Consider the following 24,197-nt stretch of genomic DNA (forward strand, 5'->3'; position numbering starts at 1 on the left):
AGGGCCTTGCGGGGAGGTTTCTCACTCGTAGCCGAAGGAGCGCACGCGGGCCTCGTCGTCGGCCCAGCCCGAGCGCACCTTGACCCAGACTTCGAGGAAGACCTTGGCATCCATGAGCTTTTCCAGCTCCTGGCGGGCCTCGGTGCTGATGCGCTTGAGGCGCTCGCCCTTCTCTCCGATGATCATGGCCTTGTGTCCGTCGCGCTCGACCACGATGGTCGCCGCCACGCGGATGAAGCGCTTGTGCTGCTTGCTGGCCTCTTCCTCGAACTTGTCGATGACCACCGTGGAGGTGTAGGGCAGCTCGTCGCCCGTGAAACGGAACAGCTTCTCGCGCACGGTTTCCGAGGCGAGGAACTTCTCGCTGCGGTCGGTCAGCTCGTCGGGCGCATACATCCAGTCCTGCTCGGGCAGGTACTTCTCGCAGATGCCGAACAGGCGCTCGATGTCGCCCTTGCTCTTGGCCGACATGGGCACGAACTCGGCAAACGGATGGCGCTCCTGCATGCTCTTGAGCCAGGGGGCGATCTCGGCACGGCGGCCCACGGTATCGAGCTTGTTGGCGATCAGCAGCGTGGGAATGCCGGGCTTGAACAGCGACAGCACCTTGGCATCGGCCAGCGTGAACTGGCCGGCTTCCACGACGAACAGGATCAGGTCCACGTCGCCGATGGCGCCCATCACGGTCTTGTTGAGCGACTTGTTCAGCGCCGTGCTGTGCTTGGTCTGGAAGCCCGGTGTATCGACGAAGATGAACTGCGTCGCGGCACGCGAGCGAATGCCCGTGATGCGGTGGCGCGTGGTCTGCGCCTTGCGCGAGGTGATGCTGATCTTCTGGCCCACCAGCGCATTCATCAGCGTGGACTTGCCCACATTGGGCTTGCCGACGATGGCGATCAGGCCGCAGCGCTGCGGGCCCGTCGGCACCTCGGGCGCCTGGGCTTCATCAGGGGCGGATGCCGTGCGTGCTGCGCCGGCGCCGGGCTTGGCCGCAGCCAGCAGGGCATCGAGTTCGGCGGCGGTCTGTGCCGGCGCCGGAGGTTTGTCTTGGTTCATGCGTGTCTTGCTTTCAATAGTTCCAGCATGGCTGTGGCAGCCGTCTGCTCTGCGGCTCTGCGCGAGGCACCCGTTCCCCGGGCCTGCAATTGCAGCTCTGCAATCGCGCAGGCCACTTCAAAGGTCTGGCGGTGGGCGGCTCCCGTGGTGGCGACCACCTCGTACTGCGGCAGCTTCATGCGCCGTCCCTGCAGCCATTCCTGCAGGGCCGTCTTCGCATCCTTTTCGGCTGCGCGCATGTGGGGGTTGATGTCCACGCCCTCGAAAAGATGGTGTACCACCTTCTCGCCCGCCGCGTAGCCGGCATCCAGATAGACCGCGCCGATCAGGGCCTCGACCGCATCGGCCAGGATGGAGGGGCGTTGCTTGCCGCCGGACTTGGATTCACCCTCGCCCAGGCGCAGCAGATCGGGCAACTGCAGCCTCAGCGCGATCTGGTGCAGCGTGCCTTCCTTGACCAGGTTGGCGCGCACGCGGGACAGATCGCCCTCGGGCATGGAACTGAGCCGCTGGTAGAGCAGGCTGGAAATGGCAAGGTTCAGCACCGAGTCACCGAGGAATTCCAGGCGCTCGTTGTTGTCTGCCGAGAAGCTGCGGTGCGTGACGGCACGCTGCAGCAATGCAGGCTCGGCAAATTGATGCTGCAGCCTCAGCTGCAGCGCATTCAGTAAGGGAGGCACCTATTGGGTCTGCTTCTTAAAACGGTAAGTCAGGTACGCGGGGCCCACGAGATGGATCTCGCGCGAATACTCGAACCCCACCACCACACGGTCATTGATCTTGGTCACTTCGAGATCGCCACCCTTGACGGACGTGAAGTCATCGATGGCAGCGGAACGCTCGAAGCTGGCTTTCACCTCGGCCACGGAATTGCCCTCGCGGGCCGCCTTGTTGGCGGCCTTGACGATGGCCTGGTATTCCAGGAAGACCGGCACGGATTGTGCGCCCACGGCCACCACGCCCACGCCCAGGGCAATCACAAACACCAGTCCCAGAAAGGACAGGCCGCGCTGGCGCGAACGCCGGTTGTTCGATGTCAACATGCTTTTTCCTCCTCCGATGTGAATCCCTCGCGCATGCCCGGGCCACTGCGGTCCTCAGGCATGCATGTGATGTGATGTGATCAATGGAAGCTGCCGATGCGCTTGAAATCCCCGAAGTTCATCCAGACAAAGAAAGCCCGGCCCACGATGTTCTTGTCGGGCACAAAGCCCCAGTAGCGGGAATCCAGCGAGTTGTCGCGGTTGTCGCCCATCATGAAGTACTGGCCTTCCGGCACCTTGCAGGTGATGCCTTCGACGCTGTAGCGGCAGTTCTCGCGGAACTCGAAGCCGCTGGCGCCCTGGATGAAGGCGGGCACGTCCTGGTTCACGATCATGCGGTGCGGCTTGTCGCCCAGCGACTCCTCGTACTGCTTGAAGTAGCGCATCGCATCCTTGTCGAAGAAGTCGGGCAGTGCATTGACCGGGACTTCCTTGCCATTGATCGTCAGCCGCTTGTTCAGGTAGGCGATCTCGTCGCCCGGCAGGCCCACCACCCGCTTGATGTAGTCCAGGCTGGGCTGGGGAGGGTAGCGGAACACCACCACATCGCCACGCTGCAGCGGCGTTCCCTGCGTGATCTTGGTGTTGATCACCGGCAGGCGCACGCCATAGGTGAACTTGTTCACCAGGATCAGGTCGCCCACGAGCAGCGTGGGGATCATGGAGCCAGACGGGATCTTGAACGGCTCGAACAGGAACGAGCGCAGCACGAAGACGATCGCGATCACCGGGAACAGGCCTGCCGTCCAGTCCAGCCACCAGGGCTGCATGAGGATGCGGCCCTTGGCCTCTTCCGACACCTCGATGTCGGTCTTGGCGATGCCCATGCGGTCGAGTTCTGCGCGGCGTGCCACGGCAGCCTCCTCGATGGCCACGGCAGCGCGGCGGCGGCGCGGCAGGAAGTACAGCCGCTCGGCCACCCAGTACAGGCCCGTGACCACGGTGGCCAGGAACAGCAGCAGCGCGAAGTTGCCCTCGATGAAGCCTGTGTACCAGGCGCCGATATAGCCCACGAAGGCCGCGAGTACGACGGCCGTAATCCATTGCATGGCTTGCATCAATCCTCCACTTGCAGGATGGCCAGGAAGGCCTCCTGGGGCACTTCCACCGATCCGATCTGCTTCATGCGCTTCTTGCCGGCCTTTTGCTTTTCCAGCAGCTTGCGCTTGCGGGTGATGTCGCCGCCGTAGCACTTGGCCAGCACGTTCTTGCGCATGGCCTTGACGGTTTCCCGCGCAATGATGTTGGCGCCGATGGCGGCCTGTATGGCCACATCGAACATCTGGCGGCTGATGATCTCGCGCATCTTGGCCACCACGGCCCGGCCGCGGTACGTGGCCTGGGAGCGGTGCACGATGATGGACAGCGCATCGACCTTCTCGCCGTTGAGCAGGATGTCCACCTTCACCACATCGGAGGCGCGGTACTCCTTGAACTCATAGTCCATGGAGGCGTAGCCGCGCGAGACCGACTTGAGCTTGTCGAAGAAGTCCAGCACGATTTCGCCCAGCGGCATCTCATAGGTGAGCATCACCTGGCGGCCGTGGTATTGCATGTTGATCTGCACGCCGCGCTTCTGGTTGGCCAGCGTCATCACCGGGCCCACATAGTCCTGGGGCATGTACAGGTGGACGGTGACGATGGGCTCGCGCACCTCCTCGATACGGCCGGCATCGGGCATCTTGGACGGGTTCTCGACCTGGATGACCTCGCCATCGCCCTTGACCACTTCGTAGACCACGCTGGGCGCGGTGGTGATCAGGTCCTGGTCGAATTCGCGCTCCAGGCGCTCCTGCACGATTTCCATGTGCAGCAGGCCCAGGAAGCCGCAGCGAAAGCCGAAGCCCAGCGCCTGCGAGACTTCAGGCTCAAACTGCAGGGACGAATCGTTGAGCTGCAGCTTCTCCAGCGCATCGCGCAGCTGGTCGTACTCGCTGGCTTCGGTGGGGTACAGACCCGCGAACACCTGGGGCTTGATTTCCTTGAAGCCGGGCAGGGCCTCGGTGGCAGGACCCAGATTGTTGGGAAGCTTCTTTTCCAGCGTGATGGTGTCGCCCACCTTGGCTGCCTTGAGCTCCTTGATGCCGGCAATGATGTAGCCCACCTCGCCGGCGCGCAGCACGTCGCGCGGCACGTCGGCCGGGGTGAACACGCCCAGGTTGTTGGCTTCATAGGCAGCGCCCGAGGCCATCATCTTGAAGCGCTCGCCACGCTTGAGTTCACCATCGACCACGCGCACCAGCATCACGACGCCGACATAGGTGTCGAACCAGCTGTCGATGATCATGGCGCGCAGCTGGCCATTGGGATCGCCCTTTGGCGGCGGCACTTTGGCGACCACCGCCTCCAGGATCTCCTCGATGCCCATGCCGGTCTTGGCCGAGCAGGGAATGGCGTCGCTGGCATCGATGCCGATGACATCCTCGATCTCGGCCCTGGCATTTTCGGGATCGGCCTGGGGCAGATCCATCTTGTTGAGAACAGCCGTCACTTCCACGCCGAGTTCCAGCGCGGTGTAGCAGTTGGCCACGGTCTGCGCCTCGACGCCCTGCGAGGCGTCCACCACCAGCAGCGCTCCCTCGCAGGCAGACAGCGAACGCGAGACTTCATACGAGAAGTCCACGTGGCCGGGTGTGTCGATGAGGTTGAGGTTGTAGACCTGGCCATCCTTGGCCTTGTACTGCAGGGCTGCGGTCTGCGCCTTGATGGTGATGCCGCGCTCTTTCTCGATATCCATCGAGTCCAGCACCTGGGCTTCCATGTCACGGTCAGCCAAGCCTCCGCAACGCTGGATGAGGCGGTCAGCCAGCGTCGACTTGCCATGGTCGATGTGCGCAATGATGGAAAAATTTCTGATGTGGTTCATCAACGGGAAGGACTGCTAGTGAAAGTGGAAAACGACAGGGCCGGCGCGCAAGAAAAAAGGGCGCGTCCATGAACGACGCGCCCCGAACCAACAATCTCTGGCAACTGCGATAGTTGGGACTTTATTGTAGGCAAAACGGGCTGAAAACCAAGCCCTGACAAGGCCTGCAAAGGTCCGGGCTTGATCTGTCACAATTATTTATCAACAGTTTATCAACAGAACCGCCGAGCCATTTCTCGCCCGTCGATCACCGGATAGTGCGGTGCTTTTGCACCGCAACAATCCCCTTTGAAAACAGGTTTCTGACGCCTTGAGCCGTCACGCTTTGGTGGGGCATTTTACCCAATGCCCCAAGGGGCATGGGCGGCTCCGGGTCAGGATTCCGAGGGTATTCCCCAGGATCCGGAAAACCGCCCTCCCCTGCGGCCTCAGCGCGCCGGACGGATCAGCACGTACTGCGCCCATTCCCCACGGCGCACCAGCAGGTTCACGGGCTTGCTCTTGTCCACCTTGGCCAGCGTGGCCTCGAAGCTCTTGAGCCCCGTGATCTCGACATTGGCCAGTTGCAGGATCACGTCGCCTTCGCGCAGGCCCGCACGTGCCGCAGCCTCGACGGCAGCCGTCACGCGCACGCCGCCCTTGATGCCCAGCTCCTTCTTCTGGGCATCCGTGAGCTCGGCCAGCGTCAGGCCCAGCGGCTGGGAAACCAGGGTGCTGCCCTTGCCGGTGGCCTTGGCCTGCGGAGCCGCGCCGTCGGGCTCGACCTCGGCGATCACCATGGTCAGATCCTTGGCTGCGCCGCGACGGAAGACGGTGATGGTGCTGCGTGTGCCGGGCTTGGTATTGCCCACCAGGCGCGGCAGGTCGGCCACCTTGTCGATGGCCTTGCCGTCGAACTTGATGATCACGTCACCGGCCTCGACGCCCGCCTTGGCAGCGGGCGAATCCGGTTCGACGGCCGAGACCAGTGCGCCCTGCGCCTTGCCCAGGCCAATGGATTCGGCAATGTCCTTGGTGACCGGACCGATCTGCACGCCAATGCGGCCCCGCGTGACCTTGCCGGTGGCGCGCAGCTGGTCGCTGACACGCACGGCCTCATCGATCGGAATCGCGAAGCTGATACCCATGAAGCCGCCGGAGCGCGAATAGATCTGGCTGTTGATGCCCACGACCTCGCCGCGCATGTTCAGCAACGGGCCGCCCGAGTTGCCGGGGTTGATGGCCACATCGGTCTGGATGAACGGCAGATAGTCGCCCGTATCGCGCTGCTTGGCACTGACGATGCCCGCCGTGACGGAGTTGTCGAGGCCGAAGGGCGAGCCGATGGCCATCACCCACTCGCCGACCTTGAGGCGGTTCACATCGCCGATCTTCACGGCAGGCAGCCCTGTGGCGTCGATCTTGACCACGGCCACGTCGGTGCGCTTGTCGCTGCCCACGATCTTGGCCTTGAACTCGCGCTTGTCGGTCAGCGTGACGATGACCTCGTCAGCGCCTTCAACCACGTGGGCATTGGTCATCACAAAGCCATCGGCCGTCAGGATGAAGCCGGAACCCACGCCGCGCGGCTGCTCCTCGTCAGGCTGTGACCGCGGTTGGGGACGTTGGCGCGGCACATTGGGCACGGGCAGGCCGAAGCGGCGGAAGAATTCGAGCATGTCCTCGTCCATGCCCAGCGCCTCGGCGGAGTTGGCGGATACCTTCTCCAGCGTGCGGATGTTGACCACGGAAGGGCCGACCTGCTCGACCAGATCGGTGAAGTCCGGCAGCCCCCTCACCACGGCGCCACTTTGCGCATGGGCGGCACTCACCGGCACCAGCATTCCTGCGCTGCCTGCAGCCAGCGCCAGAACGCCGGCCAGTGTGCAGGACTGCAGCGTCTTCCATCGAACAGTGGTCATGGTCATCCTTTCCATCTCAATCATTACGTTGCCCCGACGCCATCGCGCCCAGGCGGTTTGTTCGGACACATGGCAGCCGACTTGCTTTCGGACGAACGTCACATTCTGGCGCAGTCCTGGCGAGCATCGGCCAGACGATGGCTCAGAAGCCTGAAAGACGCGGTTAGTTCCCGAATCGGCAGCATGCATGGGGCGCGAGCCGCCGTGCATGGAGCACAAATGACTGCACCCGCGTCCATTTCAATGCCGAAAGGCTGGACGCGGGTGCAAAAGAAGGCAGGAGAGCAATGCTCTCCTGTGAGATTCAGCGCTGGTTGGCGCGCGGTGCCGAGGCGAAGTTGGCGTTGCGCAAGAAGCTGGCAGGCATCTGCAACGTGGCCGGCCCACTGTATTGCGGATGGGAGGCCAGCAGCGCATCCAGGCGCGGATCACGCAGCATCACGCTCTGCCCGTAGGATCCGGCCACCGCCACGACCGAGGAAGACTGGGCCGTATCGCCAAGCGGGAAGTCCTGGGCATTGCCAGCCACCGCAACCGGCGCCGACGGAGCACCCGTCTCAAGGGCCGCCAGGGCGCGGCCCGGCGCCGCGCCGGGACCGGCAGGCGCGCCCAGCATCACGCTCCAACCAATGGCAGCCACGGCCGCCACGGAGGCAAAGCCCGCCGCCATCTTCCAGCGAAATACCGAGGCATTGGCCGCATCGCGCAGCGGCGCTCCATTGATCACAGCCCGATCCTGCGCCGGATGCGCAATTTGCGCCAGCTCTTCAGTGGCCACGGAAACCAGCGGACGGCGAGGCTCGTTGGCCAGTTGGGCGCGGATTCCGGAGAGCACATCATGCCGGCTGTGATGCGCCAATTCCGGGGAACGCAGCACATCGCCCACGAGGTGGTACATGCGCCACTCCTGCTGGCCTGCATCGCTTTCCGCATAGGCCAGCACGGCCTGCAACTCTGCGGCAGAGAGTTCACCATCAGCCAATGCCGACAATTGTTCGCGCTTCGTCAGATCGTCATTCATGATCAATCACCTGCTTGTCTGCTTTGAGACCCTGTACCCAAAAAATGCACCACCCGGCGGCCACAACTCCGTCACGCCTACCAACGCTTGCCCGACTGGCGCTCCAGCAAAGGCTTGACCCTGGCTGAAATCGCTTCCCGTGCGCGAAAAATCCGTGAGCGCACGGTGCCGATGGGGCAACCCATGGCGTTCGAGATTTCCTCGTAGCTCAGGCCTTCGATTTCCCGCAACGTGACAGCCTGTCGGAGATCCTCGGGCAAAGCCTCCATGGCGGCGTTGACTGCCTGGGCAATTTCCTGGGCTGCCAGGATCGTTTCGGGCGTTTCTTCGGTGGTTAGTTCCTGGCTGACCCGGGAAGTTTCATCATCGTCATCCCCGTTGTGTAACGCGCTTTCGGTGATCAGCGGCGAGCGCTTCATGTCCAGCAGCGCCTTCTTGGCAGTATTCACGGCAATGCGGTACAGCCAGGTATAGAACTGGGCATCACCCCTAAACTGGTGCAGGGCCCGATAGGCGCGGATGAAGGTTTCCTGCGCAATGTCCGGCACCAGATCCACGTCGCGCACCATGCGGCCGATGAGGCGCTCGATGCGGCGCTGGTACTTGATGACCAGCAGCTCGAAGGCCCGCATGTCTCCTGCGTTGGTGCGCTCGACCAGAGCCAGGTCGCTATCGGCAGAAGAAGGCGGGAATTCGGGAGGCGTCATGAAATCGGTGAAGACGGGCCGCGGCGGCCATGGCGCAGTCATTGCGCCCGTTCTGTAGGTCTGGCCGGGGAATATACAGCACGCCGCAAATCACCCCAGGTTTCCGGACTCTGCCTGCACAACAGGAGCAGCCAGCGGGAGCTGCGCCAACGCAAGGGCCCCGCCGGCCCCATGGAACCCAGGGGACGGACCTGCACCCACAACCACGATCCACCATCGGCTCGCACCTGCAGCAGCACCGGCTGCGCAGCCTGGCCTGGGTCCGACTCGCAGATCGACCACTGCACGCCATCCCAGGCGATGAAACCTTTACCCAGGCTGTGCCATCCATGCCGCATGCCTGCAGCAGCAACCAGGCAAACCGCAACGGCCACGGCTGCAGGCCACCACCCAGCCTGGAGATTCAAGGCCCATGCCAGCAAAAGCATGGCGGCCAGCAGCCAAAGCGCACAAAGGCATGCTGCCACAGTGCGCGATGGCTTCAGCGGATGGCGAACTGCGGGCGGCGCATGGCGAGACGGCATGCCTGCAGTGTCGCAAAACCGCAGCATGACCGACATTTATCCTGCTTCCACCTGGCACATGCGCGAAATAAAAAAGCCCGCTCCCTTGCGGGGCGGGCTTTTCATGTGCGTTGCGCAGGCCTCAGACCCGCTTGAACACCAGCGTTCCGTTGGTGCCTCCGAAGCCGAAGTTGTTCTTCACCGCCACCTCGATCGTCGCGTCCCGCGCCGTATTGGCGCAGTAGTCGAGATCGCACTCCGGGTCCTGGTTGTCCAGGTTGATGGTCGGAGGAATCTTTTGTTCGTGCAGTGCCAGCACGGTGAAGACGCTCTCGATGCCACCAGCACCACCCAGCAGGTGACCTGTCATGGACTTGGTCGAACTGACAACGATTTTCTTGGCGTGATCGCCCAGAGCCGCCTTGATGGCGTTGGTCTCGTTGAGGTCACCCAGCGGCGTGGAAGTGCCGTGCGCGTTCAAATAGTCGATCTGGTCGGCATTGATGCCGGCATTTCGCAAAGCTGCCAGCATGGCGCGGCGCGGGCCGTCCATGTTGGGTGCCGTCATGTGGCCGGCGTCGGCACTCATGCCGTAGCCGCACAGTTCAGCGTAGATCTTGGCACCGCGGGCCTTGGCATGCTCGTACTCTTCCAGCACCAGCACGCCCGCGCCTTCGCCCAGCACGAAGCCGTCGCGGTCCTTGTCCCAGGGGCGCGAAGCGGCCTTGGGATCATCATTGCGCGTGGACAGGGCGCGCATGGCGGCAAAGCCGCCGACGCCCAGGGGGGAGACCGTGGCTTCCGTGCCACCAGCCACCACCACATCGGCATCGCCGTATTCGATCATGCGTCCTGCCTCGCCTATGCAGTGCAGCCCGGTCGTGCAGGCAGTCACCACGGCAAGATTCGGCCCCTTGAAGCCGAAGCGCATGGACACATGGCCAGCCACCATGTTGATGATGGAGGCAGGCACGAAGAACGGCGTGATGCGGCGCGGTCCGCGCGCAGCCAGTTCCGCGTGGGTGTTCTCGATCAGCGGCAAGCCGCCGATGCCCGAACCGATCACACAGCCGATGCGCGTGGCCAGATCATCCGACAAGGCCTCGCCCGTGGGCAGACCTGAGTCCTGCACGGCTTGCGCCGCAGCAGCGATGCCGTAATGGATGAAGGTGTCCATAGAGCGCGCATCCTTGGCGCTCATGTACGACTCCACATCGAATCCCTTGACCTCGCCTGCAATCTTGCAGGCAAAGTTCGAGGCATCGAACTTGGTGATGAGGTCAATGCCGGACTGGCCGGCCAAAAGATTGGCCCAGGCGTCGCCCACCGTGTTACCCACGGGGGAGATGCAACCCAGGCCGGTCACGACAACGCGACGACGGCTCATGCGTAAAACCTTCTGCTGATCGCTCGGGTCAGGGCCCTATCAGGCCTTCTGGTGGGTGTTGGCGTAGTCGATGGCGTTTTGCACCGTCGTGATCTTTTCCGCGTCTTCGTCGGGGATCTCGATGCCGAATTCATCTTCCAGGGCCATCACCAGCTCCACCGTGTCCAGGGAGTCAGCACCCAGATCAGCCACGAAGGCCTTTTCGTTGGTGACTTGAGACTCTTCAACGCCGAGTTGTTCGGCAATGATTTTTTTGACACGTGCTTCGATATCGCTCATGGTTTCCCTCTGGGGGTTGTGAATGAACCCGCGATTCTAGCTGCTTCGGGCCTCAGGCCCTCTTCAGCCGGCCGTCGCGAGGAAACGGCCTCTTCTGTTGCAAGCAACGCCGGCTTCTGGCAGGGGTCTGCCCGAAGCCGCCGCAGCACTTACATGTACATGCCGCCGTTGACGTGCAATTCCTGGCCGGTGACGTATCCCGCACCCGCAGATGCGAGGTAGGCCACGGCATGGGCGATGTCGCTGGGCTGGCCCAGATCGCCCATGGCGATCTGCGATTTGAGGGCGTTCTTCTGCTCTTCGGGCAGCTCCGCCGTCATGTCGGTGGCAATGAAGCCAGGCGCCACGCAATTGACCGTGATGCCGCGGCTGCCCAGTTCACGGGCCAGCGCGCGCGTCATGCCGGCAACGCCGGCCTTGGCGGCTGCATAGTTGGCCTGACCGGGGTTGCCGGAGGCGCCAACGACGCTGGTGATGTTGATGATGCGGCCAAAACGCTGCTTCATCATGGGCCGAATGGCCGTACGGCTGACTCGGAAAACCGCCTTGAGATTGGTGTCGATCACCGCATCCCAGTCGTCGTCCTTCATGCGCATGGCCAGGGTGTCGCGCGTGATGCCGGCGTTGTTGACCAGCACATGCAGGCCGCCGTCATTCTTGACGATGCTGTCGATCAAGGCATCGACGGCCGCCCCATCCGTGACATTGAGGTTCACGCCGCGGCAGCCCTCATGGGCCGACAGGGCCTGGCCGATCTTTTCCGCGCCGCCGTCGGTGGTGGCCGTGCCGATCACGCGGTAGCCGCGCGATGCCAGCTCCTGGGCAATGGCAGCACCAATGCCACGCGAGGCACCCGTCACCAGGGCAACCTGGGGCTTGTTCTGGTTGTCAGTCATGCGAGGGATTCTTTCACGTCGGCCAGCGTGGCCGGATCATAGAGGGCAGCGGCCGTCAGGTCCGCGTCAATCCGCTTGGTCAGGCCCATGAGCACCTTGCCGGGACCGCACTCGACGAGATGCACGATGCCGCGCGCCTTCATGGCCTGCACGCACTCCACCCAGCGCACCGGGCCAAAGGCCTGGCGATACAGCGCATCGCGGATGGCGTCGGCGTCTTGCTCAACCGCCACGTCGATGTTGTTGAGCACGGGAATCTGCGGCGCAGCCAGCGCCGTGGCAGCCAGCGCCGCCTTGAGCTTTTCAGCCGCAGGCTTCATCAGGCTGGAATGGAACGGCGCCGACACGGGCAACGGCAGGGCACGCTTGGCGCCTGCGGCCTTGAGGGCTTCGCAGGCCTTTTCGACAGCAGCCTTGCTGCCGGCGATCACGGTCTGCGAAGGATCGTTGAAATTGACGGCTTCGACGACTTCAGCGCCACCCAGGGCAGCCGTGACCTCGGCGCAGCCTGCGCGCACCTTGTCGGCGTCCAGGCCCAGGATGGCCGCCATGGCGCCCGTGCCCACGGGCACGGCCTCCTGCATGGCTGCAGCACGCAGGCGCACCAGCGGGGCAGCCTGGGACAGCGTCAGCACGCCCGAGGCGACCAGGGCGGAATACTCGCCCAGCGAATGGCCTGCCACGGCATCGGGCAGCGCGCCGCCTTCGGCCTGCCACACGCGCCAGGCGGCCACACCGGCCACCAGCATCACGGGCTGGGTGTTGGTGGTGAGCGCCAGGGCTTCCTTCGGTCCTTGCTGGATCAGCTGGCCGATGTTTTCACCCAGCGCCTCGGACGCTTCGGCCAGCGTCTGCGCCACGACAGGATGGTCACCCCATCCGTCGAGCATGCCCACCGATTGCGAGCCCTGGCCAGGAAAGACGAATGCAAACTTCTTCATATTTTCAAAAATAAAAGCCGCGCCATGGGAGCCTGCCGACAGGCAGGCATCCCGCATCACATCTTGAGAAGCACCGCACCCCAGGTGAAGCCACCGCCCACGCCTTCCAGCAGCACGGTCTGCCCAGGCTTGACCTGGCCATTGCGCACGCCGTGGTCCAGCGCCAGCGGGATCGAGGCGGCCGAGGTATTGCCATGCTGGTCCACGGTCACCACCACCTTGTCCATGGACAGCTTGAGCTTGCGCGCCGTGCTTTGCATGATGCGGATGTTGGCCTGGTGAGGGATCAGCCAGTCGATGTCGGCATCGGTGAGCCCGGCCTTGTCCAGCGTCGCGCGGGCGGCCTTTTCCAGCACGCCGACCGCCAGCTTGAACACGGCCTGTCCATCCATCTTCAGCAGCGGATCGCCGAGCACCTGTCCACCGGATACATTGCCCGGCACGCAGAGGATGCCGACATGCTTGCCATCGGCATGCAGGTCGGACGCCAGGATCCCAGGCTGCTCGGACGCCTCCAGCACCACCGCGCCGGCGCCATCGCCGAACAGCACGCAGGTCGTGCGGTCGTTGAAATCAAGGATGCGGCTGAAGACTTCGGAACCCACCACCAGCGCGCGGCTTGCGGCGCCGGACTGGATCATGGCATCGGCCACCGTGAGAGCGTAGACAAAGCCGCTGCACACAGCCTGCACGTCAAAGGCCGCGCAGCCGTTGGCGCCAAGCTTGTTCTGCAGGATGCAGGCCGTGGAGGGGAAGACCATGTCGGGCGTCGAGGTGGCGACGATGATCAGGTCGATGTCCTGTGGCTGGCAGCCAGCGGCCTCCAGCGCCTTCTTCGACGCCTCCAGGGCCAGATCGCTGCTGGCCACGTCGGGCGCGGCAAAGTGACGGGCATGGATGCCGGTGCGCTCGACGATCCACTCGTCCGAGGTCTCGATGCCACGCTGGGCCAGTTCGGCAGCCAGATCGTGATTGGTGAGTCGGCGGGGTGGCAGGTAGCTGCCCGTGCCGGTGATGCGTGCGTAGCGTCTCATCTGTATTAGGGCGCCGACGGTCCTGATTCCGACTGCGCAGCCAGCAAAAGAGGCAGGGCTGCGGAGATGCGGGTACGGACACGGTCGAGCAGGTTGTTGCGGGCCGCATCATACGCGCGGTTCAGCGCGTGCTCGAAAGCCAAGGCATCGGCTGACCCATGGCTTTTGAACACCAGCCCACGAAGACCCAGCAGCGCCGCACCGTTGTGACGCCGATGGTCCACGCGCTTCATCAACGCAGTTAACACCGGATAGGCAACGATTGCAGCCATTTTGGTGAAGATGTTGCGCTTGAACTCCTGCTTGAGGGCATTGGAGATCATGGACGCCACCCCCTCGGAAGACTTGAGGGCCACGTTGCCCACAAAGCCGTCACAGACCACGACCTGGGTCGTGCCCTTGAAGATATCGTTGCCTTCGACGTTTCCGTAGAAGTTCAGGTGACCGGCCTTGCCGGCCGCACGCAACAGTTCGCCCGCACGCTTGATGACTTCGCTGCCCTTGATCTGCTCTTCGCCGATATTGAGCAGGCCCACCGAAGGCGCCTCTTCGTTGTTCAGCGCAGACACCAGGGCCGAGCCCATGACGGCGAACTGCAGCAGATGCTCGGCCGAGCAATCCACGTTGGCACCCAGGTCCAGCACCGTGGTGGCACCACCCTTGGCATTGGGCAACTGGGGAGCGATGGCGGGGCGATCGATGCCATCCAGCGTCTTGAGCAGGTAGCGCGAGATGGCCATCAGCGCACCCGTATTCCCAGCAGACACGGCAGCAGCAGCCTGGCCATCCTTGACCTGCTGGATGGCGACGCGCATCGAGGAATCCTTCTTCCTGCGCAGCGCCACCTCGATCGGGTCATCCATGCCGACGACTTCCGAGGCCGGCACCACGCTGGCGCGCTCATGCGCAAAGCCAGCCAGCGCATCGGGCTGGCCGACCAGCAGCAGCCGGGCGTCGGAATGGGAATCGAGGAACTGGCGGCACGCCGCGAGCGTGACGCGGGGGCCGTGATCACCCCCCATGCAGTCAACGGCCAAAGTGATCATGAGCGACTGGCAAGCCTGTTGCAAGGCCTGGAAAGATAGGAACGGCCATCAGAAAAAACAAAAGCCCGCGCTACGAAAACTGTAGCCGCGGGCTCTGCGGGAACGGTCGAAGGTCAGGCTTCGGACTTGTTCTTCAGCACTTGACGGCCGCGGTACACGCCGTTGGGGCTGATGTGGTGACGCAGGTGGGTTTCACCCGTGGTGGGTTCCACGGCGATGCCAGGCACATTCAGTGCATTGTGCGAACGGTGCATACCGCGCTTGGAGGGGGACTTCTTGTTCTGCTGAACAGCCATGATGGCTCCTGTGTATCTGAAAAGGGTTGGTAAAAAACGCGATCAGCCCATTAAAGACACGAGGGGGTTTCGCGCGAAGCCCTTGATTATAGCGCAATCGCTTTTCCCGGCCTCGACCTTTTTTCCGGGCATCTCGATCAGTCTGCAGATTTGCCCACATCCAGACCGCGAAGGACGGCGAACGGATTGGGCTTGTCCTCGATGGCCTGCTCGAAGTCCGCGTCGCTGGACTGCAGGCTCACAGACTCGGGGCAGACATCGTGACGCGGCACCACGGGCAGTTCCATGAGCAACTCGTCCTCTATGAGTTCGAGCAGATTGAACTCGCGGCTGAGCACCAGCAGGTCCTCATCGCTTTCATCGTCCTCGGACTCGGCCGTGGCTTCATCCACAACAAAGCGAAAAGACCGATCAACCTGCAGGGTGATGGGCGCCAGGGCTAGGCAGCGCTGGCACACCATGGGCACGACGGCATCGGCCTGCAGATACAGCCACACCTGACCGGGGCCGCCGGTCTGCTCGACCAGCTCGCCGTCCGCCTGCCAGTGCACCTGGCCATGCGTGTCACCGGCATCCGGCTGCGCATCCTGGGCCAGACGCGGGAAGACTGACAGTGTTGTCTGGTCCTGAAGATGGCCCTGCGATTGCGCGAAAGCGCGAACATCGAGGCGGGCCGCAGAAAATTCCTTGCTCATGCGGGCAGTGTAAGAGAATCCGGGCATGCAAGCTCCCCACCCCGCCTTAGCCCAGGCTCCCGGCCTGGCGCGTCCCCTGATTCTTGGCTCCACCTCACGCTACCGCCGCGAACTCCTGGAGCGGCTGCGGCTGCCATTCCAGACCGTCTCCCCGGAAGTCGATGAAACACCTCTGGCAGGAGAGACACCGCACGCCCTTTCCCTGCGCCTGGCCCTGGCCAAGGCCCAGGCCGTGGCTGCGCTGCACCCCGGCGCCGTTGTCATCGGCTCCGACCAGGTGCCCGAGCTCGATGGCCTGCCGCTGTCCAAGCCCGGCAACCATGAACGCGCCACCGAACAGTTGCGCCAGATGAGCGGGCGCCAGATGAACTTCCACACTGCCGTGAGCGTGGTCTGCCAGGAAATCGGCTTTTCCGAGACCGACGTGGTGACGGTTCAGGTGCGCTTTCGCGATCTCAACGATGCGGAAATCGAGCGCTACCTGCGCGCCGAGCAGCCTTATGACTGCGCAGGCAGCGCCAAGAGCGAGGGCCTGGGCATTGCCCTGCTCGACGCCATCGTCAGCGACGACCCCACGGCACTGATCGGCCTTCCGCTGATCCGCACATGCCAGTTGCTGCGCGCCGCAGGAGCCGTGCTGCCATGAGCGATGCCATCACCAAGCCCCTGACAGGAACGCTCTACCTGGTGCCCGCTCCGCTGGACTTCGGCTGCGATGAGCAAACGCCGCTGACGCAGGTCCTGCCCGATGGGACACTGCGCACCGCTGCGCGGCTGACCCACTGGATCTGCGAAAACGCCAAGAGCACACGCGCCTATCTCAAGCGCATCGACGCGCTGCATGCACTGGCCCAGCCCTTGCAGACCCAGCAGATCACCGAGCTGCCGCGCGAGGCCCACAAGAAGGGGGACCATGGCGACAAGGGTGCCGCCGTCTTTGACGCCAAGCCACTGCTCGCCCCCTTGCTGGCCGGACACGACATGGGACTGGTCAGCGAGGCCGGAATGCCCGCCGTGGCCGACCCCGGCAGCTCCATCGTGCGCGCCGCGCACGATTTGGGCATACGCGTCATGCCGCTGATCGGACCCGTATCGCTGCTGCTGGCGCTGGCCGCCAGCGGGCTCAACGGACAGAACTATGCCTTTGTGGGCTACCTGCCCCAGGATGCCGGCGGACGGGTACAGCGCATCAAGGAGCTTGAAGCCCTGGCATTGCGCCAAGGCCAGACCCAGCAGTTCATCGAGACGCCCTACCGCAACGCCGCGCTTTGGCAAGCCCTGCTGCAGACGCTGCAACCCCATACCCGTTTGGCGTTGGCCTGCGGCCTGACGCTGGAGAGCGCCCGCATCGAAAGCCGGCTGGTGCGCGAGTGGCGCCAGCACAAGGAAGCGCCGGACAACCGCACGCCGGTGGTGTTCTCCATCGGCCGCTGAAGCCACCCACCAGCGAAAAAGCCCGCCTTCGACAAGAAGGCGGGCTTTTTCGTCTTGGCAGACCCGAGCGGGAAACCCCGCAAGAATCAGCGCAGAGCCGGGAGGCTGGAACGCAGTGCCTGCACCGCACCGCCGCCAAAAGCCGCGCCGAAACGCTTGGCCAGGCGCTCGGCCACGTTGTCGCGGCGCGTGTAATCCACCACCTCTTCCGCCTTGACCACTTCACGGGCCACATAGTCAAGACTGCCCAGCTTGTCGGCCAGGCCCATCTCCACCGCCTGCTGGCCGGTCCAGAACAGGCCGCTGAAAGTCTCGGGCGTCTCATGCAGGCGGTCACCACGGCCAGCCTTGACCACGTTGATGAACTGCGAGTGGATCTGGCCCAGCATCTTGTGGGCATGTTCGCGCTGCCCTTCGGACATGGGGCTGAACGGGTCCAGGAAACCCTTGTTCTCGCCAGCCGTCAGCAGGCGGCGCTCCACGCCGAGCTTTTCCATGGCGCCGGTGAAGCCAAAGCCATCCATGAGCACGCCGATGCTGCCCACGATGCTGGCCTTGTCCACAAAGATCTCATCGGCGGCGGCGGCAATGTAGTAGGCGGCCGAAGCACAGGTCTCTTCCACCACGGCATACAGGGGCTTGTCGTACTTGCCCTTGAGCCGCACGATTTCGTCATTGATGATGCCGGCCTGCACAGGGCTGCCGCCCGGCGAGTTGATCAGCAGCACCACGGCGCGCGAGCCCGAATCCTCGAAGGCACTGCGCATGGCGGCCACCACGAATTCCGCGCTGGCGTCGGCACCTGCGGCGATCTCGCCCTTGACCTCGACCACGGCCGTGTGCGGGGAGGAACTGGTCGTGGTCGCCGTGTCCTTGGCAAACAGCACCCACAGCACCACGAGGATGAGCGCCGTCCACAGCAGGCGGCCAAACAGGCGCCAGCGGCGCGAGGCACGCTGCTCGTTGATGGTGGCGAAGACCAGCTTTTCCAGCACCTCCCGCTCCCAGCCGCTCGATGCCGCCGTGCGCGCATCGGCAGCCGCCGTGGCGGGCGTGGCCCGGGCCCACAGGTCCGCACCCGGGGATGGGTGCGATGCGGAGCCAGGATTTTCCGGAGGTATGGGGGAAGTCATGTCAGAACTCGACGGGTTTCAGGTTATCGGCAGTATGCCAGTGCACCAACCCCGCGCTTTCGCTCAGGGAGATTTTCACAAGGCCGCCACGGCAGGGCCCGCCAGCGCAGGCGCCGCTGTCGGGCGCGTAGGCCGCTCCATGGGTGGCGCACAGCAGCCAGCGTCCGGTGTCATCGAAAAAGCGGTCCGGCTGGTAGTCCATCTCCATGGCCACATGGGTGCAGCGATTCAGATAGGCATGCACCTGTCCCTCGAAGCGGATGGCGAATGCGCGGCAGGCATGACCCGCGTAGACCACGTCGAAAGGCACGGCATTCGCCCCTTCCTGCAGGGCATCGCTGGCGCACAGAACGATGCGTTCAACGGTCAACGGCACACCTCACGAGCATGAATCCACGCGCTGACGCGGGCATGACGACTCAGCCATGGGCCAACAGCCACTGATGCAAATCCGCAACACTCTGCGCCACATGCAACGGCTTCAGCACGCCAAAGCCGTCGGTGGGATGCGCGCCATAGCCCACGCCCACGCTGGCACAGCCTGCATTGCGGGCCAGTTCCAGGTCGTGCGTGGTGTCGCCGATCATCAGCACCCGCGAAGGGTCCGCACCAAATTCGGCCATCAGCTCCTGCAGCATCAGCGGATTCGGCTTGCCGGCGGTCTCGTCCGCCGTGCGCGAGCTGTCGAACATGCCGCGCAGCTGCGGGTCCTGCAGCGCATCGTTCAGACCACGCCGGCTCTTGCCCGTGGCCACGGCCAGCAGGTGCCCTCGCTCGCGCAGCGCCGCCAGCATGGGCAGCACGCCGGCGAACAGGCTGATGTCGTCCTGGTGCTTGATGAAATGGTGGCGATAGCGGTTGCCCAGCTCGGGGTATTTTTCGGGCGGCACATCGGGCGCTGCACGCGCCAATGCGGGCATCAGCGCCATGCCGATCACATAGGACGCCGCCTCATCGCTGGGAGGCGTGCCCCCCACATCGGCCACGGCCGCCTGAATGCACTTGACGATCACCGCGGTGGAATCCGACAGCGTCCCATCCCAGTCGAAGGCAATGAGATCGAAGCGGCGCGCACGGTGCATCTCGGAAGAACCAGGATTTGTCATATCTACAAGGAGTCAGAGCCAGCGTCAGCCGGCGAAACGGGCCAGTTCTTCGGGAAGCTCGGCGCGCAGCTCCACCCGCTCGCCACTGGCCGGGTGGGTGAACTGTAGCCGCCATGCGTGCAGGAACATGCGTTTGAGCCCCTGTTTCTGCAGGCGTCGGTTCAGGTCGAAGTCGCCATATTTGTCATCGCCCGCAATCGGGTGCCCCTGGCTGGACAGGTGCACGCGGATCTGGTGCGTGCGCCCGGTCTTGATGGTCACCTCCAGCAGGCTCATGGCCGGCAGTCCCAGCAGGGGCTGGGGCGCCAGCGTGCTGCGAACGCGCACCAGCGTGACGGAGCGCATGCCGTCAGGATCATCGGCCGTGGTCACCCGCACGCGGCGTTCGCCGTCGGCCTGCAGGTATTTGTGCAGCGGCAGATCAATCACCTTGTGGTTGGCCGGCCAGGTGCCCTGGACCAGGGCCAGGTAGGTCTTGCCGGTCTCGCGCTCGCGGAACTGGTCCTGCAGATGCGTCAGCGCCGAGCGCTTCTTGGCCACCAGCAAGATGCCGGATGTCTCGCGGTCGAGCCGATGCACCAGCTCCAGAAAACGGCTTTGCGGCCGCGCCTGGCGCAGTTGCTCGATGACACCAAAACTCACACCCGATCCGCCATGCACGGCCACACCGGCGGGCTTGTCGATGGCGATCAGGTGCTCGTCTTCCAGCAGACTGGGGAAATCCCTGGCTGGCGCTGGCCGCTCGGCCTTTTCGGCGACTTTTTCGGAAATGCGCACGGGCGGTATGCGGACGATATCGCCGGTAGAAACGCGGGTTTCCGCACTGACGCGCCCTTTGTTGATGCGCACTTCTCCACTGCGGATGATGCGATAGACATGGGTCTTGGGAACGCCCTTGAGATGGCGTATGAGAAAGTTGTCCAACCGCTGTCCGGCCGAATCGTCATCGACTTCGATCAGCCGCACTGCGGCAGTGGCTGCGTTCAGGGAACGGTCGTCTGCCGGTTTGCCCTCTATAATGTGTTTCACCTGTGCCGAACTATTTATAAGTGGTTGATTCTCATGGAGTTTAGTCCAAACAACCATTTCCCCGCACAGGCAGGTCGATGCCATCCGGTGTCATGCACGCGAAACAGCAGGAAAAGATGGCCTGCGAAGTTCGTCGTTGCATCGGTTGTGGCTGACGAATTGAAACACTGATACGGAATCTCAAGCTGGCAGAAGGGGTCGGACCCGGCGTCCACCGCTGCCAGCGGATCAAAAGCGAGCATGTGGATCTTTTGGGCATGGATGGTCACGCTGTGGAGCAGGAAAACGCCTGCGCCCAGGATCATTGCCGCCCCCAAGCCTCCCGCCTGCCCCGCACGTGCAGCAGCTTCGCTTGAAGCTGGACGGCGTGCCTCTCTCATCGCTCTCGTCCCCCTGCCCTTGCCCCCATTGCTGACTTGAGCCAGGTCTCAAGCATCAGGGCATCCGGCGATTCCTTTCGTTTCGACGCGTCAGTCCGGCATCTCGGCTCCCTCGCGAGCCTGTCTTTGATTACGAGTCAAAGGCGTGACGGTCTGGCAGCAGAGGCTGCACTCCGGCGCGCCCCAGAGAAAACGAATAAAGGAAACGCATCATGAAACGGATGCTCATCAACGCCACGCAGTCGGAAGAACGTCGCCTTGCCATCGTCGATGGCCAGAAGCTGCTCGACTACGAAATCGAAATCGAAGGGCGCGAGCAGCGCAAGGGCAACATCTACAAGGCCGTGGTCACGCGCGTGGAGCCCAGCCTCGAGGCCTGCTTCGTCGATTACGGCGAGGACCGCCACGGCTTCCTGCCCTTCAAGGAAATCTCCAAGCAGTATTTCGCCGAAGGCGTCTCCCCCAGCCAGGCCCGCATCAACGAAGTCATCCGCGAAGGCCAGGAACTGATCGTCCAGGTCGAGAAGGAAGAGCGCGGCAACAAGGGCGCGGCCCTGACCACCTTCATCTCGCTGGCCGGCCGCTACGTGGTGCTGATGCCCAACAACCCGCGCGGCGGTGGTGTCTCGCGCCGCATCGAGGGCGAGGACCGTGCCGAACTCAAGGAGGCGATGGACCAGCTTGAGTACCCCAAGGGCATGTCCATCATTGCGCGCACCGCCGGCATCGGCCGCACCGCGCCCGAACTGCAGTGGGACCTGAACTACCTGCTCAAGCTGTGGAACGCCATCGATGGCGCCGCCAAGTCGGCCAAGGGCGCCTTCCTGATCTACCAGGAATCGAGCCTGGTGATCCGCGCCATCCGCGACTACTTCAACGGCGACATCGGCGACATCCTCATCGACACCGACGACATCTACGAGCAGGCGCAGCAGTTCATGCAGCACGTCATGCCCGAGCATGCCGCCCGCGTCAAACGCTACCGTGACGACGCCCCGCTGTTCAGCCGCTTCCAGATCGAGCACCAGATCGAATCGGCCTACGCACGCACCGTGACCCTGCCCTCGGGCGGCGCCATCGTCATCGACCACACCGAAGCGCTGGTCTCCATCGACGTGAACTCGGCCCGCGCCATCAAGGGCGGAGACATCGAGGAAACCGCCACCCGCACCAACCTGGAAGCCGCCGACGAAGTCGCGCGCCAGATGCGCCTGCGTGACCTGGGCGGCCTGATCGTCATCGACTTCATCGACATGGAGGAGAGCAAGAACCGCCGCGAGGTCGAGAACCGCCTGCGCGACGCGCTGCGCCAGGACCGTGCCCGCGTGCAGTTCGGCACCATCAGCAAGTTCGGCCTCATGGAGATGAGCCGCCAGCGCCTCAAGCCCGCCCTGTCCGAAGGCGCGCACATCAACTGCCCGCGCTGCGGTGGCTCCGGCCACGTGCGTGACACGGAAAGCTCGGCGCTGCAGATCCTGCGCATCATCCAGGAAGAGTCCATGAAGGACAACACGGCCGCCGTGCACTGCCAGGTGCCCGTGGAAGTGGCCAGCTTCCTGCTCAACGAAAAGCGTGGCGAGATCACCAAGATCGAACTCAAGCAGCGCGTCAACGTGATCATGGTTCCCAACAAGTCCATGGACACGCCGCACTACAAGCTCGAGCGCCTCAAGCACGACGACGTGCGCCTGGAAAGCATGGAAGCCAGCTACAAGCTGGCCGAGGAGCTGGACGCGGAAACCACGGTGACGCGCCGCTCGCAGGAGCCCACCAACAAGCAGACGCCCATGATCAAGGGCGTGCTGCCCGACATGCCGGCCCCCATCGCCGAGCCCCGTCCCGAAGGCAGCCGCAACCGCCCGGCCAACGGCCAGCAGCGCGATGCCAAGCCTGCGGCAACCGCTGCAGCGCCCGCACCGGCCGTCGCCCCCGTCGTGGTCCGCGAGCAAGGCTTCTTTGCCTGGCTCAAGAGCCTGTTCGGCTTTAGCGCGGCACCTGCGCCGGTCGCAGCGCCCGCTCCGGCCGCCGAAGCCCCCGCTCGCGAAGCTCGCCGTGATGGCCGCAACGACAACCGTGGCCGCCGCAACGAACGCAATGGTGAGCGTGGCGAGCGCTCGGAGCGCAATGGCGAGCGCGCTGGCGCCCCCAATGCCGAACGCCAGGCCGGCAACGGTGACCGCAACCGCCGCAATGCCGAGCGTGGCGAGCGCACTGAACGCGGTGAACGCCCGGAGCGTGGAGAGCGCCCGGATCGTGGCGAGCGCGCCGAGCGTGGTGAGCGCGCCGACCGCGGCGAACGCCGTAGCCGTGGTGAACGCAACCGTGACGGTGAAAGCCGCCAGCCGCTGGAAGCCGTGAACGGCGTGGCCGCTGTCGCTGCAGATGGCAGCACCATCGAGCAGCGTCCCGAGCGCGCCCCGCGTGGCGAGCGCCAGGAGCGCGGTGAAGGCCGCCGCGAACGTGGCGAGCGTGGTGAACGCGCCGAACGCAGCGAGCGCCAGCCCCGCCAGTTCGAAGTCGCTCCCGAGACCGAAGAGAACCTGGACAACCAGGCCCAGCAAAAGGACCCGTCCCTGGACAACGCTGCCCCCGCCTCCGGCGAAGAGCAGCCGCGCCAGCGCCGTTCGCGCGACCGCTATGGCCGTGACCGCCGCGAGCGTGGCGATCGCGGTGACCGTGCAGAGCGCGCACCGCGCGAAGCGGAGGGCGAAGCCGTCCAATCCTTCGAAGCCGCCGCTCCCGAGCAGGACCAGCCTGCCCGCCGCAGCTACTTCAACGCAGCCAGCCCTGCCGCCGAAGCCCAGGCTCCTGAAGCCATGGCCGAAGCGCAAGTGCCTGCGCAGCCCGCAGCAGCTGCAGCAGCCCCAGCGGTGCAGCAACCCGTCGCGGCCCCCGTGCCCGAGCAGCAGATTGCCGCTCCCGCGCCCGTGGCTGCGGTGACCCCCGCGCCGGTCGCACCCGCCCCCGTGGTGGCACCCGTGGCAGCACCTGCACCCGTGGCCGCTCCTGCCGCAGTGGCAGTCGTGCCCGCAGCAGCCAAGGCCGTTGAAGCAACCGCCGAACGCGGCCTGCCCAAGGTCCAGGCCTACCAGTTGCCCATGTCCGAGCTGCAGGCGCTGGCCGCCGCTTCGGGCCTGCAATGGGTGGGCTCCGATGCCGACAAGGTGGCGGCAGCCCAGGCAGCCATCGCCGCCGAACCGCAGCCCGAGCGCGTCGTGCGCGAGCGCCCGCCCGTGGTCGCTCTGGATGACGGCCCGCTGATCCTCGTGGAAACACGCAAGGACCTCAGCGAGCTGCAACTGCCGTTCGAGCAGCAGCCGCAGCCACAGGGCGCGGCCCAGGTCTGACCACAGACAGTGACAACACAGGGGCCCTCGCGGCCCCTGTTTGTTTCCGCCTCCGCCCTCACCTCATCCGTCTCCCCACGCCTTCCGTCCACCTCTT

At 64.4% G+C, this 24,197-nt stretch carries 23 protein-coding genes; 3 read left to right on the forward strand and 20 right to left on the reverse strand.

What is annotated here, in order from left to right; genetic code table 11:
• Positions 1–21: 21 nt before the first annotated feature.
• The 16 genes from era to DACI_RS26660 all read right to left on the reverse strand — a co-directional run bounded on the left by era (position 22) and on the right by DACI_RS26660 (position 15,671).
• Complete coding sequence (gene era, locus DACI_RS26585) at positions 22–1,056, reverse strand: GTPase Era (RefSeq protein ID WP_012207059.1); 1,035 nt, start codon at positions 1,054–1,056, stop codon at positions 22–24.
• A complete protein-coding gene (rnc, locus tag DACI_RS26590; RefSeq protein ID WP_012207060.1) occupies positions 1,053–1,736 on the reverse strand; it encodes a ribonuclease III in 684 nt (227 codons plus the stop codon). The genes era and rnc overlap by 4 nt, the downstream gene beginning before the upstream one ends.
• Positions 1,737–2,099, reverse strand: coding sequence for a DUF4845 domain-containing protein (locus tag DACI_RS26595; RefSeq protein ID WP_012207061.1), 363 nt, complete (start codon positions 2,097–2,099; stop codon positions 1,737–1,739). It abuts the gene before it with no gap.
• 80 nt (positions 2,100–2,179) lie between these two features.
• Complete coding sequence (lepB, locus tag DACI_RS26600) at positions 2,180–3,157, reverse strand: signal peptidase I (protein WP_012207062.1); 978 nt, start codon at positions 3,155–3,157, stop codon at positions 2,180–2,182.
• Positions 3,157–4,965 (reverse strand): translation elongation factor 4, encoded by a 1,809-nt coding sequence (lepA, locus tag DACI_RS26605; RefSeq protein ID WP_012207063.1) that lies wholly within the window; start codon positions 4,963–4,965, stop codon positions 3,157–3,159. Before lepA ends, lepB begins: the two co-directional genes overlap by 1 nt.
• A gap of 428 nt (positions 4,966–5,393) precedes the next feature.
• The gene (locus tag DACI_RS26610; RefSeq protein ID WP_043783674.1) at positions 5,394–6,866 is read right to left on the reverse strand and encodes a DegQ family serine endoprotease; all 1,473 of its coding nucleotides are present in this window, start codon (positions 6,864–6,866) and stop codon (positions 5,394–5,396) included.
• Positions 6,867–7,170: 304 nt separating this feature from the next.
• Positions 7,171–7,887: a sigma-E factor negative regulatory protein gene (locus DACI_RS26615; protein ID WP_012207065.1), complete on the reverse strand. Its 717-nt coding sequence runs from the start codon at positions 7,885–7,887 to the stop codon at positions 7,171–7,173.
• A 77-nt stretch (positions 7,888–7,964) separates the two neighbouring features.
• On the reverse strand, positions 7,965–8,594 hold the full coding sequence (gene rpoE / locus DACI_RS26620) for an RNA polymerase sigma factor RpoE (protein WP_043783676.1): 630 nt from the start codon (positions 8,592–8,594) through the stop codon (positions 7,965–7,967).
• Between the two features lie 645 nt (positions 8,595–9,239).
• The gene (fabF, locus tag DACI_RS26625) at positions 9,240–10,484 is read right to left on the reverse strand and encodes a beta-ketoacyl-ACP synthase II (protein ID WP_012207067.1); all 1,245 of its coding nucleotides are present in this window, start codon (positions 10,482–10,484) and stop codon (positions 9,240–9,242) included.
• Positions 10,485–10,523: 39 nt separating this feature from the next.
• Positions 10,524–10,763, reverse strand: coding sequence for an acyl carrier protein (gene acpP, locus DACI_RS26630; RefSeq protein WP_003058049.1), 240 nt, complete (start codon positions 10,761–10,763; stop codon positions 10,524–10,526).
• Between the two features lie 149 nt (positions 10,764–10,912).
• Complete coding sequence (gene fabG / locus DACI_RS26635; protein WP_012207068.1) at positions 10,913–11,659, reverse strand: 3-oxoacyl-ACP reductase FabG; 747 nt, start codon at positions 11,657–11,659, stop codon at positions 10,913–10,915.
• Positions 11,656–12,600: an ACP S-malonyltransferase gene (fabD, locus tag DACI_RS26640; protein WP_043782712.1), complete on the reverse strand. Its 945-nt coding sequence runs from the start codon at positions 12,598–12,600 to the stop codon at positions 11,656–11,658. The genes fabG and fabD overlap by 4 nt, the downstream gene beginning before the upstream one ends.
• 56 nt (positions 12,601–12,656) lie before the next feature.
• The gene (locus DACI_RS26645) at positions 12,657–13,634 is read right to left on the reverse strand and encodes a beta-ketoacyl-ACP synthase III (protein ID WP_012207070.1); all 978 of its coding nucleotides are present in this window, start codon (positions 13,632–13,634) and stop codon (positions 12,657–12,659) included.
• 5 nt (positions 13,635–13,639) lie between these two features.
• Positions 13,640–14,680 (reverse strand): phosphate acyltransferase PlsX, encoded by a 1,041-nt coding sequence (gene plsX / locus DACI_RS26650; RefSeq protein WP_012207071.1) that lies wholly within the window; start codon positions 14,678–14,680, stop codon positions 13,640–13,642.
• A gap of 113 nt (positions 14,681–14,793) precedes the next feature.
• Positions 14,794–14,976, reverse strand: coding sequence for a 50S ribosomal protein L32 (gene rpmF, locus DACI_RS26655; RefSeq protein WP_012207072.1), 183 nt, complete (start codon positions 14,974–14,976; stop codon positions 14,794–14,796).
• 137 nt (positions 14,977–15,113) lie between these two features.
• Positions 15,114–15,671: a YceD family protein gene (locus tag DACI_RS26660; RefSeq protein ID WP_012207073.1), complete on the reverse strand. Its 558-nt coding sequence runs from the start codon at positions 15,669–15,671 to the stop codon at positions 15,114–15,116.
• Positions 15,672–15,696: 25 nt separating this feature from the next.
• Here DACI_RS26660 and DACI_RS26665 point away from each other — a divergent pair, with 25 nt between their 5' ends.
• Together DACI_RS26665 and DACI_RS26670 are read left to right on the forward strand one after the other, a co-directional pair.
• The gene (locus tag DACI_RS26665) at positions 15,697–16,317 is read left to right on the forward strand and encodes a Maf family nucleotide pyrophosphatase (RefSeq protein WP_012207074.1); all 621 of its coding nucleotides are present in this window, start codon (positions 15,697–15,699) and stop codon (positions 16,315–16,317) included.
• A complete protein-coding gene (locus DACI_RS26670) occupies positions 16,314–17,105 on the forward strand; it encodes an SAM-dependent methyltransferase (RefSeq protein WP_012207075.1) in 792 nt (263 codons plus the stop codon). The genes DACI_RS26665 and DACI_RS26670 overlap by 4 nt, the downstream gene beginning before the upstream one ends.
• 86 nt (positions 17,106–17,191) lie before the next feature.
• Here the strand turns inward: DACI_RS26670 and DACI_RS26675 are convergent, their stop codons facing one another.
• From DACI_RS26675 to DACI_RS26690, 4 genes are read right to left on the reverse strand one after another with little or no spacing between them, the layout of a single operon-like run.
• On the reverse strand, positions 17,192–18,238 hold the full coding sequence (locus DACI_RS26675; RefSeq protein WP_012207076.1) for a S49 family peptidase: 1,047 nt from the start codon (positions 18,236–18,238) through the stop codon (positions 17,192–17,194).
• Position 18,239: 1 nt separating this feature from the next.
• Entirely contained in the window at positions 18,240–18,608 is a 369-nt protein-coding gene (locus tag DACI_RS26680; protein WP_043782717.1) for a Rieske (2Fe-2S) protein, read from the reverse strand.
• A gap of 49 nt (positions 18,609–18,657) precedes the next feature.
• Positions 18,658–19,344: an HAD family hydrolase gene (locus tag DACI_RS26685; RefSeq protein ID WP_012207078.1), complete on the reverse strand. Its 687-nt coding sequence runs from the start codon at positions 19,342–19,344 to the stop codon at positions 18,658–18,660.
• A 24-nt stretch (positions 19,345–19,368) separates the two neighbouring features.
• On the reverse strand, positions 19,369–20,430 hold the full coding sequence (locus tag DACI_RS26690; protein WP_034396692.1) for an RluA family pseudouridine synthase: 1,062 nt from the start codon (positions 20,428–20,430) through the stop codon (positions 19,369–19,371).
• Positions 20,431–20,965: 535 nt separating this feature from the next.
• Between DACI_RS26690 and DACI_RS26700 the strand changes: the two genes are divergently transcribed.
• Positions 20,966–24,100: an Rne/Rng family ribonuclease gene (locus DACI_RS26700; RefSeq protein WP_012207080.1), complete on the forward strand. Its 3,135-nt coding sequence runs from the start codon at positions 20,966–20,968 to the stop codon at positions 24,098–24,100.
• Positions 24,101–24,197: the final 97 nt, after the last annotated feature.

Source organism: Delftia acidovorans SPH-1, from assembly GCF_000018665.1.
Taxonomy (GTDB): Bacteria; Pseudomonadota; Gammaproteobacteria; order Burkholderiales; family Burkholderiaceae_C; genus Comamonas; species Comamonas acidovorans.

Excerpts from the sequence above, each read along its gene's own strand:
- rpmF (WP_012207072.1), bottom strand. The coding sequence starts at position 14,976 with ATGGCTGTTCAGCAGAACAAGAAGTCCCCCTCCAAGCGCGGTATGCAC.
- plsX (WP_012207071.1), bottom strand. The coding sequence starts at position 14,680 with ATGATCACTTTGGCCGTTGACTGCATGGGGGGTGATCACGGCCCCCGC.
- lepA (WP_012207063.1), bottom strand. The coding sequence starts at position 4,965 with ATGAACCACATCAGAAATTTTTCCATCATTGCGCACATCGACCATGGC.
- era (WP_012207059.1), bottom strand. The coding sequence starts at position 1,056 with ATGAACCAAGACAAACCTCCGGCGCCGGCACAGACCGCCGCCGAACTC.
- DACI_RS26670 (WP_012207075.1), top strand. The coding sequence starts at position 16,314 with ATGAGCGATGCCATCACCAAGCCCCTGACAGGAACGCTCTACCTGGTG.
- DACI_RS26595 (WP_012207061.1), bottom strand. The coding sequence starts at position 2,099 with ATGTTGACATCGAACAACCGGCGTTCGCGCCAGCGCGGCCTGTCCTTT.
- DACI_RS26615 (WP_012207065.1), bottom strand. The coding sequence starts at position 7,887 with ATGAATGACGATCTGACGAAGCGCGAACAATTGTCGGCATTGGCTGAT.
- fabD (WP_043782712.1), bottom strand. The coding sequence starts at position 12,600 with ATGAAGAAGTTTGCATTCGTCTTTCCTGGCCAGGGCTCGCAATCGGTG.
- DACI_RS26645 (WP_012207070.1), bottom strand. The coding sequence starts at position 13,634 with ATGAGACGCTACGCACGCATCACCGGCACGGGCAGCTACCTGCCACCC.
- fabG (WP_012207068.1), bottom strand. The coding sequence starts at position 11,659 with ATGACTGACAACCAGAACAAGCCCCAGGTTGCCCTGGTGACGGGTGCC.
- rpoE (WP_043783676.1), bottom strand. The coding sequence starts at position 8,594 with ATGACGCCTCCCGAATTCCCGCCTTCTTCTGCCGATAGCGACCTGGCT.
- fabF (WP_012207067.1), bottom strand. The coding sequence starts at position 10,484 with ATGAGCCGTCGTCGCGTTGTCGTGACCGGCCTGGGTTGCATCTCCCCC.
- DACI_RS26665 (WP_012207074.1), top strand. The coding sequence starts at position 15,697 with ATGCAAGCTCCCCACCCCGCCTTAGCCCAGGCTCCCGGCCTGGCGCGT.
- DACI_RS26660 (WP_012207073.1), bottom strand. The coding sequence starts at position 15,671 with ATGAGCAAGGAATTTTCTGCGGCCCGCCTCGATGTTCGCGCTTTCGCG.
- DACI_RS26685 (WP_012207078.1), bottom strand. The coding sequence starts at position 19,344 with ATGACAAATCCTGGTTCTTCCGAGATGCACCGTGCGCGCCGCTTCGAT.
- DACI_RS26690 (WP_034396692.1), bottom strand. The coding sequence starts at position 20,430 with ATGGTTGTTTGGACTAAACTCCATGAGAATCAACCACTTATAAATAGT.
- acpP (WP_003058049.1), bottom strand. The coding sequence starts at position 10,763 with ATGAGCGATATCGAAGCACGTGTCAAAAAAATCATTGCCGAACAACTC.
- DACI_RS26675 (WP_012207076.1), bottom strand. The coding sequence starts at position 18,238 with ATGACTTCCCCCATACCTCCGGAAAATCCTGGCTCCGCATCGCACCCA.
- DACI_RS26700 (WP_012207080.1), top strand. The coding sequence starts at position 20,966 with ATGAAACGGATGCTCATCAACGCCACGCAGTCGGAAGAACGTCGCCTT.
- lepB (WP_012207062.1), bottom strand. The coding sequence starts at position 3,157 with ATGCAAGCCATGCAATGGATTACGGCCGTCGTACTCGCGGCCTTCGTG.
- DACI_RS26610 (WP_043783674.1), bottom strand. The coding sequence starts at position 6,866 with ATGACCACTGTTCGATGGAAGACGCTGCAGTCCTGCACACTGGCCGGC.